This window comes from Methylocystis sp. WRRC1 (assembly GCF_020733155.1).
In the GTDB taxonomy this organism is placed as follows: Bacteria; Pseudomonadota; Alphaproteobacteria; order Rhizobiales; family Beijerinckiaceae; genus Methylocystis.
In genome coordinates this window covers 1,030,694-1,043,904 of record NZ_JAJFZJ010000001.1, presented here as the reverse complement: position 1 = coordinate 1,043,904, position 13,211 = coordinate 1,030,694, and the positions used below count along the sequence as shown (strand labels likewise).

At 60.2% G+C, this 13,211-nt stretch carries 8 protein-coding genes; 5 read left to right on the top strand and 3 right to left on the bottom strand.

What is annotated here, in order from left to right:
* Positions 1–30 precede the first annotated feature (30 nt).
* Complete coding sequence (locus LG047_RS05220) at positions 31–468, top strand: RCC1 domain-containing protein (protein ID WP_227968433.1); 438 nt, start codon at positions 31–33, stop codon at positions 466–468.
* Here LG047_RS05220 and LG047_RS05215 read toward each other — a convergent pair.
* The 3 genes from LG047_RS05215 to LG047_RS05205 are packed head-to-tail and all read right to left on the bottom strand — an operon-like array spanning position 407 to position 7,093.
* Positions 407–1,291 (bottom strand): transglutaminase family protein, encoded by an 885-nt coding sequence (locus tag LG047_RS05215; protein WP_227965808.1) that lies wholly within the window; start codon positions 1,289–1,291, stop codon positions 407–409. The genes LG047_RS05220 and LG047_RS05215 overlap by 62 nt on opposite strands.
* Positions 1,288–3,786: a circularly permuted type 2 ATP-grasp protein gene (locus LG047_RS05210; RefSeq protein WP_227965807.1), complete on the bottom strand. Its 2,499-nt coding sequence runs from the start codon at positions 3,784–3,786 to the stop codon at positions 1,288–1,290. Before LG047_RS05210 ends, LG047_RS05215 begins: the two co-directional genes overlap by 4 nt.
* Positions 3,787–3,796: 10 nt before the next feature.
* Positions 3,797–7,093 (bottom strand): transglutaminase family protein, encoded by a 3,297-nt coding sequence (locus LG047_RS05205; protein ID WP_227965806.1) that lies wholly within the window; start codon positions 7,091–7,093, stop codon positions 3,797–3,799.
* A 241-nt stretch (positions 7,094–7,334) separates the two neighbouring features.
* Between LG047_RS05205 and LG047_RS05200 the strand changes: the two genes are divergently transcribed.
* From LG047_RS05200 to LG047_RS05185, 4 genes are all read left to right on the top strand, one after another.
* Entirely contained in the window at positions 7,335–7,499 is a 165-nt protein-coding gene (locus LG047_RS05200) for a hypothetical protein (RefSeq protein WP_227965805.1), read from the top strand.
* 894 nt (positions 7,500–8,393) lie between these two features.
* Positions 8,394–8,870, top strand: a complete 477-nt coding sequence (locus LG047_RS05195; RefSeq protein WP_227965804.1) for a hypothetical protein — start codon at positions 8,394–8,396, stop codon at positions 8,868–8,870.
* 143 nt (positions 8,871–9,013) lie between these two features.
* Complete coding sequence (locus LG047_RS05190; protein WP_227965803.1) at positions 9,014–11,968, top strand: glycoside hydrolase family 99-like domain-containing protein; 2,955 nt, start codon at positions 9,014–9,016, stop codon at positions 11,966–11,968.
* Positions 11,969–12,062: 94 nt separating this feature from the next.
* Positions 12,063–13,190 (top strand): glycosyltransferase family 4 protein, encoded by a 1,128-nt coding sequence (locus LG047_RS05185; RefSeq protein WP_227965802.1) that lies wholly within the window; start codon positions 12,063–12,065, stop codon positions 13,188–13,190.
* Positions 13,191–13,211: the final 21 nt, after the last annotated feature.

Below are 13,211 nucleotides of genomic sequence, written 5' to 3'. Positions count from 1 at the left end.
CGGGAGGGGCTCGGCGCGCTGGTCGACGCAATGAGAAGGTGTGCGGACGGAAGGCCGCGCGGCGTCGCAGAGGGAGCGGGACAGGAGACGCTGTCGGCTACCCAACATAATACCTGCGCGCTAACGACCGCCGGCGGCGTCAAATGCTGGGGCCTCAACAATTCCGGCCAGCTCGGCGACGGCACGACGACGACCCGGCTCACCCCCGTGAATGTGTCGGGACTGATCAGCGTCGTCGTCGCCGTGTCGTCGGGCGGGAGTCACACTTGTGCCCTGACGAGCGCCGGTGGCGTCAAATTTTGGGGCGGTAACCGGCAAGGCCTTGAGTCAGAAAAAGACCCCCGACGCCCCCAAGAGTCGGCCATAAAGGCCTTTGGTATTGGATTTCGTGACAGGGAGGTGGTTTTTACGGGTCGCCCAGCGTCCTTATGTCGACGCTCACCTCGAGGTTCTGCCCGCCGGCGCTGATGATGACGCCGTCGATCGGCGAGACGTCAGCGTAATCACGGCCGATGGCGACGACGATGTGATCGTCGCCGACAACCATCGCGTTCGTTGGGTCGAGATGTATCCAGCCGAACGCCTCGCCGCACCAGATGGCGACCCAGGCATGCGACGCGTCTGCGCCTTGGAGGCGCGGCTGTCCCGGAGCGGGGATGGTGCGGATATAGCCACTGACATAGGCCGCCGGCAGGCCGATTCCGCGCAGCCCTGCAATCATGATATGCGCGAAATCCTGGCAAACGCCGCCGCGATTTTCGAACGCTCGCGCAAGCGGCGTCGCGACATGGGTCGCGTCGGGATCATAGGCGAAATCCTGTTTTATGCGACGCATCAGTTCTTGCGCGCCTTCGAGAACAGGACGATCCGCCGGGAAGCTTTCGCGCGCATAATCCGTGACCGGCGCATGGAGCGGCGCGAGGCGGCTCGGATACAGCCAGTGCACGGGAGACGCGGGATCCAATGATTGATTGGAGTATGCGGCGCGCCGCGTCGCCTCCCATGACGGAGTCAGCGCTGGCGCGGGGCTCTCGGGGCGCATCACCTCGACACGAGCGGTGAGCGCGACGCGCAATCTTGCATGCGGTTGCTGGATCGACGCTTCGACGGTGGGATTGCCGAAGAAATCGACGCGCTCGCGCCTGTCCTGGGGTTTCGGAGAGAGGCTGATGTCGCATTGTATCAGCTTTTGGCCGATGCTGGCGCGCGGCGTCAACCTGATCGCGCAACGCGTCGAGGCGACGCTCGTTTCGTAAGTGTAAGTGGTGATGTGGATGATGTCGTAGATCACGCGAGCTTTGATCTTTTGTCTGCGGGCGCGTTGTCGCCCCCGCGCGAGAAATAGCGATCTGCAATGACATCGGCGAGCGCCATTACGCGCTGTTCGATGACCAGAATGCGCGCGGCGTCGAGCCGCCTTGCATCCTCGGCTTCGAGTTCCGCGCGCAGCGCGATGGCGAGCCGGCGCTGCGGCTCCATCATGCCGTCGTCTAGCAAGGCGGGCAGGGCCGCGAGATGCTCATCGATGCGACGCGCCTGAAAACCGACGGAGTGTGGGTTGAACGGATCGAGCATCGCCATGTCGAGCGTGGGAGCGAGCGCGGCGCCGGCGAGGTAGCGCGAGCGATACGAGATTTGCGAGTCGATCAGTTCGAGCAGCGCGTCGAGCGTGTCCATGGTCGGATCGGCGTCGGCGAAATGGCGGGCAAAGCGGCTGGTGTTGATCGCGCGTTCGATCCGCTTTCCGAGATCGAGAAAGGCCCAGCCGGCGACGCGATTGAAATTCTCGACCATCAAGCCGGAGAGGGCCGCGAGCGTATGCAAGGAGCGTTCGGCGCTTTCCAGAATTTCCGCCTCCAACGGGGTCTTGGACGCAAGACGTTGCAGGCGCAATTCCAGCCGGCCGATCAATTGCCAGACGTCCTGCGACAGTCGCTCCCGAATTATCGAGGCGGCGCGCTTCGCCTGCAGGACGACGGCGAGCGCGGAGCCATGGGAGCCAGCGTCGCTCGAAGCGGCGAACGCAATCGCTGCGCCGGGATGTCGCAAGCCGGTCGGAGCGGCTACGCCGCAAGCGATGAGCAGGCGTTCGCAGCGTTCGATCGGTTGGCGTCCCTCCATCGCGGTCGACTGTGGATCAGTGAGGCGGTTGCACAGACAGCGCACGACGCGCAGCGTCGCCTCGGCGCGCTCGAGATAGCGTCCCATCCAGAAGAGATTGTCCGCGGCTCGACTCGGCAGATTTCCCGGGATGCGCACGACGCGCGTTTCACCTCGCGCGGGCAGCAGAGTAGCGCTCTCCGCCGGCTTCTCGCCGATCACCCACACATCGGCCGATTGCGCGCCAGCGCCCATGGAGACGGCGCGGGCGTCCCGCCGATCCGAGACGCGGCAGAACCCGCCGGGCATGACCGTCCAGCCGTCCGGAGTCGCGGCGGCGAAGACGCGCAACGCGAAGGGGCGCGGCGTTAGGCCGCCGGCGCAGTATGCAGGCGTCGTCGAAAGTTGGACGATCTCCTGCCCGACATAATCCATGCCTCGTTCATTGATCGCGCGGATCAGGGCGGCGCGTCGGGCGGGTTCGAGTTCCGCGCCCAATGCGACGCGCGCGCCTCCAAGGCTGTCCATTGTATCGCTGAACGCGGCCGCGATGGCGCGATCGTCGATGGCGCGCAGGATTTCCGCGCGCTCTGCTTCCTGACCGCACCACCAGGTTGCGATGTTGGATAGCCGCAGGTCTTCTCCAAGCAGCCGCCTCGAAAGCCCGGGCAGGAAGCTCATCAGCGCCCGCGACTCGACGAGGCCGGCACCCGGCATGTTGGCCATCGCGACAGCGCCCTGCCGTAACGTGTCGAACAGGCCGGGCACGCCCAATCGGGAAGCGGCGTTGGCTTCCAGCGGATCGCACCAATCGGCGTCGACGCGTCGCCAAACCGCATCGGCCCGCTTCAGGCCGGCGACGGTGCGCACATGCAGCTTGCCCTCGGTCGTGACGAGATCCTCACCCTCGACGAGCAGGAATCCGAGATAGCGCGCGAGATAGACTTGCTCCGAGTAGGTCTCGCTCCATGAACCCGGCGTCATGAGGCAGATGCGTGGATCGGGCCGCGCGGCGGCGGCGACGAGTCCGGCGCGGAAGTCGCGGAAAAAGCCGGCGAGGCGCCGCACATTCATCTCGCGATAGAGGCTCGGGAAGGCGCGTGCGAGGACCAGACGGTTTTCCAGCGCATAGCCTGCGCCCGACGGCGCCTGGGCGCGATCGCCGAGCACCCACCACTTGCCATCCGGCCCGCGGCCGATTTCGGCGGCGTAAAAGCGCAGCCAGCGGCCGCCGAGCGGTTCGACCCCGCGCATGGGGCGGACGAACTCCAGAGAGCCCGCCACGGCGGCGGCGGGCAGGGCGCCTTCGGTCACGAGGCGTCCGGGGCCGTAGATGTCGCGCAGGATCAAGTCGAGCAATTCAGCGCGCTGCGCGATCCCCGCTTCAATCTCGCGCCATTCGGCCTCGGTCAGCAGCAGCGGCATACGGCCTAAAGGCCAGAGCCGCTCGCGCGCCTCGCCATGGACGCGATAGGTGACGCCCATGTCGTTGATGCGCCGCGCGGCGGCGGCAAAGCGTTGGTCAACGCCATCGTCGCCAAGCTGCGCCAGCGTGTCGAGCAGGGTCGACCAATGCGGACGCGGTCGACCATCCGGCCCGATCATCTCGTCGGGGACGCCGGGAATCGGCTGATAATCATCGATCCACGCGCCGAGCCGCCGCGCTTCGTCGCATGCCTTTGTCATGGCCTCCGGTTCAGCGGGCAAGACTCCTCCGCAAATCCAGCGTCAGCGGGAATTCGCCCGCCGGCTCCTCGCGCGGCGGCTCCACGCGGCCGGGAGTATGGCCGTGATCCTGGAAGCGCGCCAGTCGCCGGGACTCGGCTTCGTGAAAATTGACCGGGAACGTATCGTAACTGCGTCCGCCCGGATGGGCGCTGTGATAGACGCAGCCGCCGAGCGAGCGATTGCTCCAACTGTCCACGACGTCGAAGATCAGAGGCGTATGCACCGGGATGGTCGGGTGCATCCCGGAGGCGGGCTGCCAAGCCTTGAAGCGAACACCCGCCACCGCCTCGCCGCTGACGCCCGTACTTGTCAACGGGACGCGACGCCCTTTGCAGGCGACGACATGGCGGTTGGCGACATAGCCCTTCGCCTTCACCTCCAGCCGCTCGACAGAAGAATCGACATAGCGCACGGTCCCGCCGGCGGATCCCTCTTCTCCCAGCACATGCCAGGGCTCCAGCGCGTGCCGGATTTCGAGCCGCACGCCGCCATGTTCGACGGCGCCGGCGAGCGGAAAGCGGAACTCCCACTGCGCCTGAAACCATTCGGCCTCGAACGGGTATCCCGCGCGTTTGAGATCGTCGAGCACGCCGAGGAAATCCGCCCAGACGAAATGCGGCAGCATGAACTTGTCGTGCAGCGCGGTGCCCCAGCGCACGCAGGCGCCTTCTTGTGGCTCGCGCCAGAACCACGCGACGAGCGCGCGCAATAATAGCTGCTGCGCGAGACTCATGCGCGCGTCCGGCGGCATTTCGAAGGCGCGCAACTCGACGAGGCCGAGGCGTCCCGTCGGACCGTCCGGCGAATAGAGCTTGTCGATGCAGATTTCCGAGCGATGCGTATTGCCCGAAACGTCGACCAGCAGATTGCGGTAGAGGCGATCGACGAGCCAAAGCGGAAAATCCGTCGCGTCGGGCGCGGGCGTGTTGGCGAGCGCGATTTCGAGTTCATAGAGCGCGTCGTGACGCGCTTCGTCGATGCGAGGCGACTGGCTTGTCGGCCCGATGAACAGGCCCGAGAAGAGATAGGAAAGGGACGGGCGCCGCTGCCAGTACAGGATGAGGCTCTTGAGCAGATCGGGGCGACGCAGGAATGGCGAGTCGGCTGGCGTCACCCCCCCGAGCACGACGTGATTGCCGCCGCCGGAGCCGACGCAACGGCCGTCCGTCATGAATTTGCTCGTGGTGAGACGCGCCAGTCGCGCTTCCTCGTAAAGCGTTGTCGTCGTCTCCACCGCTTCGCGCCAGGAGGCGGCGGGATGGATGTTGACCTCGATCACACCGGGATCAGGCGTCACCTTGATGACGTCGATGCGTGGATCGGGCGGCGGGGGATAACCCTCGATGTTGAGCTTCAGCCCCAGATCTTTTGCGGTAGCCTCCACAGCGGCGAGAAGCTCCAGATAATCCTCAAGCTTCTCCACTGGCGGCATGAATACGCAGATGGCGCCCTCGCGGGGTTCGATCGCGAGCGCTGTCCGCACGGCGCCCGCCACCGCAACCTGCTCGCTGACGTCCTGCCCGCCCGAGGCGATCTCGGAGCTGTAGACATGCTGGAGATGCGATGGGTCGGGCAGCGTCTCGCGCGGCGCGAATGTGTCTTGCGGGAAGAAGAAGGGAAGATCCTTCGCTGGCGCCCAAGGCAGGGATTTCAACGGCAGGCGCAGGCCGATAGGGGAATCTCCGGGCGCCAGAAACAGCTTTCCGCGCCGCAACGGCCAGCGCTCGGACCTCCAGCGGCGGCCCATCGCGGCGGCGTTCCAGCGCTGAACCGGCAACACGAAGCCCGAGGGCGTCGAGAGCCCGCGCTCGAAGGCGCGGATCATGCGCGTGCGCTCTTCAGGATCGTCGATCTTGGGATCGGCCGGATCGACATTGATGGGAAGCGCGGCTTCCGCGCCTATCCAATGGACCGGATCTTCAAAGGCCGGGATCACATAGGAGGAGTCCACACCCAACCGGCCCGCGAGCGACGCGGCGAAGTTTTCCGCCGCATGCGGCGTCGCTTCGCCCGCCGCCTTCATGCCGGCGATGAGCGCATTGTCGCCCCATATCGGCTTGCCGTCCTTGCGCCAATAAAGCGCGAAGGCCCAGCGCGGCAGGCTCTCGCCCGGATACCATTTACCCTGTCCGTAATGCAGGAAGCCGCCGGGTCCGAAACGTTCGCGCAGCCGGCGAATGAGATCGTCGGCGCGTGCGCGCTTTGTCGGTCCCACGGCGGCCGTGTTCCATTCGGCGGACTCGAAGTCGTCGATGGAGACGAAGGTCGGCTCGCCGCCCATGGTGAGGCGCACGTCCTGCGCGGCAAGATCTTTGTCCACCGCCTCGCCGAGGTGATCGAGCCGCGCCCACGCCTCGTCCGCGAACGGCGCCGTGAAGCGTGGCGCCTCGCGGATGCGCTCGACGCGCATCTCGAAATTGAAATCGCATTCCGCCGGTTCTACCTGGCCTGAGACCGGCGCGCAGGAGCGATAATGCGGCGCGCCGCACAAAGGCAAATGGCCTTCGCCGCAGAAGAGGCCTGACGTCGCGTCGAGACCGACCCAGCCGGCGCCGGGAATATAGACCTCGGTCCATGCGTGAAGATCGGTGAAGTCGTGATCCGTCCCCTTCGGTCCTTCGATCGGATCCACGTCGGCCTTGAGCTGGATGAGATAGCCGGAGACGAAGCGCGCGGCGAGGCCCAGCCGACGCAGGATTTGCACGAGCAGCCACGCAGAGTCGCGGCAGGAGCCGGAACGCAGCGTCAGCGTTTCGTCTGGCGCCTGCACGCCCGCCTCCATGCGAATGACATAACGAATCTCCTGCTGCAGACGCGCATTGAGATCGACGAGGAAATCAATCGTTCGTCGCCTTTCGAGCGAAATTGTGCGCAGGTAATCTTCAAGGGGCGCGCCCGCGGATTCGATTTCGAGATAGGCCGAAAGTTCGAGGGCGAGATCCGGCTTGTAAGCGAAGGGGAATTCCTCCGCATAGGGCTCGACGAAGAAATCGAAAGGATTGTAGACGGCCATCTCCGCGAGAAGATCGACCTCGACGCGAAATTCGCGCGCCTTTTCCGGGAACACCAGCCGCGCCAGCCAATTGCCGTGAGGATCCTGTTGCCAGTTGATGAAATGCTCGGCGGGCGCGATCGTCAGTGAGTAGCTCGGAATGCGGGTTCGACAATGCGGCGCAGGCCGCAGTCTGATGATCTGGGGGCCAAGTGAAACCGGCCGGTCATATTTGTAATGCGTGACATGATGAAGCGCGACTTGAATTGACACCGTAGGAACCGCCTTCTTTGCTCGCCGACGCATTGCGCCACGATACGGAATTTAGCGGCGTCCTAAGCCATCGAGTCAATCGTATTGGCAGTAACGCCGTGGTTTTGCTGGTAATTGCTTCAATCTGATCGCGGTGCGGGCAGGATTTGCACAAGATTGTCGCAGACCTCCGTGACCGCTGCGCTCGATTACGATAGCTCGATGATCCGGGCGTTCCGACGTCACCCGTATCGGCGGGCGCATGTCCTTCCCTGCGGCGACGCTCGCCAATGACGCGGATTCGCTCGCGCGATCGATCAGGGACCACCAGCCGATCAAGCTCGACGATTTCATGCCGCCCCATCGCATTTTTGACGATGAGGAACTTGATCTCCTGCCCGGCCCAACGGAACCGCTCGCCGCCTGAACCCAAGCGTGTTTTGTCCCCCAGTCAATCCTTTCCGGTTAAAACACTGCAGTAGCTTATCGCGCACAATAGGTTTTGAGAGACGTCTCTCGCCGGCAAGCTTATTCCGAGCGCGGCCTTGAAGAATCATGACGAAAATTGATCGGCCATAACGTGCCCGCAGCCTTTAATGCGATCGGGTTTCGTGGCGAAAATTCTGAATTGAAGTTGAGCCGACGCGGTGGAGGCCTATGCCAATTATGATTTTTGGAACTTTATCGCGCAGCGGCTCGTCCAAACGCAGATTCCATTTTCGTCGTCTCGCGCGGAAAGTCGCTACACCCGCAATCGTACCCGGCTACAAGCGAGATCGATAATCGATATTGTATCGGCGCGCCATCAACGTTCGCGGTCTTTAATGCAAATCATTATGAAGCCGCCCGGCGTATCACAGTTGGACAGGGAACCGATCCCGTTGGGCTAACGCAACAGCAAAATGTGCGACCCCAATGTGAGCATGAAGAGATGCTCAATTGTTTACAATTGGAAGTTAGACCCTAGCTCCATTATCATCAGAGATTTCCAAAAATGCAAAACATATACAGTGGTTCCTGAACTCCCGCGTCCCCTGATAGATTTTGCATAACGGTAGAACAAAACAGAAAAAACGACCCGTTGGGGATGGCCACCTGACCCGTTCGCTACGCCAATCAACAACACGATATGTGTGTCAGTTGCCTTGGGGCCATCAGCCGCAAGGCTCGCGCAGATTTCTTTTGCAATCCAGCGCAGACATAGTTACTTCTAAAATGAAGTGATAACTAAGTCAAAAGCTCTAGCCGATTGTACATACGATCTCTCGAAAAATCGCGGAATCTGCGCGCGTTCCGACGTGCTCAAGACCAGGACAAGCTGATGAAACAATATTTCCCTCCGATGTCGTTGCTTTGCGAAGCAATGGGAACAACCCCGGCGAAGGTGATGGAAGATGGCGTTGTTGGCGTTCCGACTGTTCTGCTGCGCTATTTGATCAAATGCGCGCTCTCCGATCTTGAATTCGATGTGGAAGTTTATCGTTCTCAGAACAATGACATGAGCAGTGAAAGACGCGATCACGTCCTGGAATTGCATTTCAAGGAAACTGGCTATTTCGAGGGGCGGCTTTTGCCAGCGAGGTTTGATGCGGATTATTATCCAAGGCGTTACAAGGACGTTTTCGAGGCGATCAAGACAAAGGAGATTCGAAGCGCGTTGAAGCATTATTATGATCAGGGCATAAAGGAGTGCCGCGCGCCCAGTAGGGATCTTGAAAAGCCAATAGCCGAGTGGATCGAGGTTTCGACTGCTGCGCAAAAGACGCTGTCGCGTCATGGGAGCCATCGCCAAAACTAGATCATCGGCGTTTGAGCGTGTTTGCAATTACCGGCATTGCGTCCTCGAAAGAGAATCTGTTAGTGCAGTAGGCGACGCGATGCTCGTAACGTTAGGCTCCGGCCGACGACTGAGGGAGACGGGCAATTCCTTTTCTTTCAAAATTGAGAGATGGCCGGTTTTGGCTTAGCAAGACCGAACGTCACCGCTTCGATTCTCTGTTTGACTCGGAGTACTATATCCTCACGTATCCTGACGTGCGGGAAGCAAATATTTCAGCTGTCGAACATTATCAAAACTTTGGCTGGCTTGAAGGTAGAAATCCAAGTGACGCTTTCAATACGATCTGGTATCTGAGCGCCTATGAGGACGCGGCGCGCAGCGGGTTGAATCCGCTCATACATTACGCGCGCTTTGGGTATCGTGACAGCCGACCAATCGCGCCTGGCGAGACTGTCCCGGGATCGTGGCTCGCTGACGCCGCGAATAATGAGTTGCTGCCCAATGAGATGCGCGCTTTTGCCCGCTCTTATGTAGCCATTCAAAATTCGTCGCTATTCGATCCGGATTTTTATCGTGAGCAATATGATGTTAAGGGCGGAGACCTGATTGAAAACTACATCCGACAAGGGTGTCGAGAGCGGCGCGATCCGGGGCCTTCTTTCGACGCCTCCTGGTATCTCGAAAATTACGATGACGTTCGCGATAATGGCGTCGATCCGTTCCTTCATTTCTTACAATACGGCGCCGCCGAGGGTCGGATCACGGGGCCTAAGGCTGTCCCCGTCCATTCAACTATTCCGGAGCAATCGCACGCCGCTCTCGCTCCGAATGAACTCGAGCGCCTGTCGGAGGGATTCGACGCGGGATTCTACCGGCGAAAGAACAAGGATGTCGATTTCTCGAAAATCAGTCCGCTGGAGCATTTCGCGACAATCGGTTGGCGAGAAGGACGCGACCCGTCGGCCGACTTCTCGGTTAAGGGCTATCTACATTACAATCCGGACGTTGCGCTTGCCGGCATAAATCCATTTCTTCACTTCCTCATCAGAGGGATTGAGGAAAAGCGCATCTGGCGGCCTCTCGATCGTAAGCCTCAGCCGGCGGACGGGGTCTCCGAATGGCGCGGCTACGGCGAGGTTTGGGCGAGGAGCGGTGAAGATCTCGAAGGGCGGGAGCCTGACGTCCACGCGCTCAATTTCGTTTCCGTGCTGCGGGGATTAGCGCTCGACAAGATCGTCGCTGGCCTGGATTTCGGCGCGCCTAAGCCGGATGACATTCGGGTGTCGATTATCATTCCGTGCCTCAATGAGGAACTCGTAACGGTTGAATGTCTGCAATCCATCGAGCGGGCGCTGCCGGAAAGCTTTTCAATAGAGGTTATCGTCGCCGACAATGGCTCGATCGATAACGCCTTCGTAGCGATCGCGGAGAATCCATCGATACGTTCGATGCGCTTCGGGCGAAACCTCGGCTTTGGTCCCGCGTGCAACGCTGCGGCCGCGGAAGCTAAGGGGAGGTATCTTTTCTTCCTCAACAATGACGCACAGATTTCGCCCGGATGTCTTGAGGCGCTCGTCTCTACTGCGGAGTCGTCAGCTGATATCGGCGTCGTGGGGCCGAAGCTACTATCGTTTGACGGATCCTTGCAGGAGGCCGGTTGCCTTCTCAACAGTGACGGCTCGGGTAGACTGATCGGATACGGGCGCGACCCGCGCACTCCACGCTATAATTATGCACGGCGCGTCGAGCATGTTTCCGGCGCGGCCATGCTGATCGCACGCGACCTGTTCCTGGGGCTGGGCGGATTCGATGACATATACGCGCCAGCTTATTGTGAGGACGCGGATCTTAGCCTGAAGGTTCGGCAGAAGGGGCTTTCGATCGTATATGAGCCAAAGGCTGTAGTTGCACATCATCTCAGTAAGACGTCTGACGCGGCGTCCCCGGCTGGCCAGTCGAAACGCCAACGTATCTCCCGTAATCGCCAAGCGCTCGTCTCCAGATGGGCCGACCAACTTGCGGTCAAAGAGTTGCGCACGATCGCTTTCTATCTACCTCAGTATCACCCGATCCCGGAAAACAATTTGTGGTGGGGGAAGGGCTTCACGGAATGGACCAACATCACGAAGGCTGAACCCAATTATGTCGGTCACAACCAGCCACGTTTTCCGGCAGATCTGGGTTATTATGATCTGCGCGTGCCGGAGGTGATGGAGCAACAGGCGGAATTGGCGCGGCGCTATGGCCTGACGGGCTTCTGCTATTATTACTATTGGTTTGACGGTAAGAGGCTGCTCGAACACCCGCTTGAGCGAATGCTTGCCACAGGCAGGCCAGACTTTCCCTTCTGTCTCTGTTGGGCCAATGAGAACTGGACGCGCCGCTGGGACGGCAGGGAACAAGATATCCTCTTGGGGCAGTCCTATTCGGACGAATCCACACTCGAAATAATTAAGGAGTTTGAACGTTATTTCCGAAGCGATGCGTATATTCGGGTAAATGGCAAGCCGCTGATCCTGATTTATCGAATCAAGGAATTGCCGAACCCCGCAAGAGCCATGAGGATCTGGCGTAATCACTGTCGCGAAAATGGGATCGGGGAAATCTGCATCGCGATGGTCGAGTCGTTCGACCTATCGGCTCGGCCGGAAGATCCGGTGTCATATGGCTGCGATATCACAGTAGAGTTTCCTGCTCACGGAATGGTGCATGACGAGAAGAAGGAAGTCGAAAAGATGAACTTCGATTGGAGCGGCGAGGCGCATGACTATCGCGAGCTCGCTCTCGCGTTCATGCGTCGAGTTGAACCAGGCTTCCCGCGTATCCGCTCCGTCCTCGTCGGTTGGGACAACACACCACGTCATCCAAATAATAGCTTGATCCTCGAACAGTCGACGCCTGGCGCTTTCCAGGCCTGGCTGGAGTGGACCTACCGGCGCACGATAGAACAAAACTACGGTGATGAGCGTATAGTCTTCATAAACGCTTGGAATGAATGGTGCGAAGGCAGCTATCTCGAGCCGGATCGCCATTTCGGTCATGCCTATCTTCAAGCCCTGCGCAACGCGCAGGAATCGATCGCTTCCGGGAGTGACTCGTTTGTCGAAAAGCCTTGATTATTCCCGGCAACGTGACGTCCGCGTACGCGTCGTCGGACATCCTCACGCGCCGATCGGGATGGGGGAGCATCTCAGGTCTGTCTGGCGCTCAATGGACGAAGTCGGCCTGGGCGCCAGAATTGTCGACATCTATGGTCCGCACGGCGCCCCCGACCCCGAAATCGTCGCTCAGTTCGATGCCGCAATAACGCCGCTGCTTGGCGATGGCGTGAATGTTTACTGCATCAACGGCGATGAGATTGAACAGGTGCTGAGGGTGCTGCCCAATCCCATGACGGAGGGCAGCAAGAATGTGATTTACCCAGCATGGGAACTCGAACGTTACCCTGAAGAATGGGCGAAAGAGCTCGGCCGGTTCGACGAAGTCTGGGCGATGTCCGCATTCATTCAGGAGTCGATCGCGAAGTCAGTCAAAATTCCAGTAATTCATATGCCGCTTGCCTGTGAGCGCAAACGGCAGGCGCTACGGTCTCGCCGACATTTCGGCATCCGCGACAGCGCCTATACGTTCTTCTTCTCGTTCGACTTTCTTTCGTTCGTCGAGCGCAAAAATCCCTTTGCGGTCATCGAGGCTTTTACCGCGCTCAGCAAGGAGCGGCCGTATGATGACATTTCCCTGATCATCAAGACCAACAACTCCGATCAACGTCCGGAGATGAAGGCGCGCTTCGATGCAGCGATAGCTCCGTTGCGGGATCGAATTGTCGTAATCAACCAAACATTATCCGCCCTCGAGATGCAGAGCCTCGTTTGGGTTACTGATTGCTTTGTATCTCTACATCGCTCAGAGGGCTTCGGATTTGGAATCGCGGAAGCTATGGCGCATGGCAAACCTGTCATTGCGACGGCTTACTCCGGGAATATGGATTTTTGTTCCGAAGACACCACGTTTCTGATACCTTATCGACTTATTCCACTTCGCAATGGCGATTATCCGCACTGGCAGGGGCAGAGGTGGGCGGACCCTGACGTTGAAGCTGCGACCCGCGCCATGCGCGAACTTGTCGATAACCCGCAGAAAGGGCGCCACATGGGCGCGAGGGCCCGTCTGAGGATGACGATCAATTCGAGCTTTCTAGCAGCAGGCCTGCGCTATCAAAGCAGAATCGGTGAACTGATGCAGATGCCCATAGAGGCTAAGGCTTCGCCGGTCCATACTGTTCCTCATGTGCGTCGAAGCAAGAAATTTGAAAGTCGCCGCAGCGCAGCGAGCCTTTGATCGCACGGTTGTCCGATACGG

What these genes read in the sequence shown, in the direction of transcription:
- LG047_RS05220 (WP_227968433.1), top strand. Translation starts at nt 31, where the DNA reads ATGAGAAGGTGTGCGGACGGAAGGCCGCGCGGCGTCGCAGAGGGAGCG.
- LG047_RS05210 (WP_227965807.1), bottom strand. Translation starts at nt 3,786, where the DNA reads ATGACAAAGGCATGCGACGAAGCGCGGCGGCTCGGCGCGTGGATCGAT.
- LG047_RS05200 (WP_227965805.1), top strand. Translation starts at nt 7,335, where the DNA reads ATGTCCTTCCCTGCGGCGACGCTCGCCAATGACGCGGATTCGCTCGCG.
- LG047_RS05195 (WP_227965804.1), top strand. Translation starts at nt 8,394, where the DNA reads ATGAAACAATATTTCCCTCCGATGTCGTTGCTTTGCGAAGCAATGGGA.
- LG047_RS05185 (WP_227965802.1), top strand. Translation starts at nt 12,063, where the DNA reads ATGGACGAAGTCGGCCTGGGCGCCAGAATTGTCGACATCTATGGTCCG.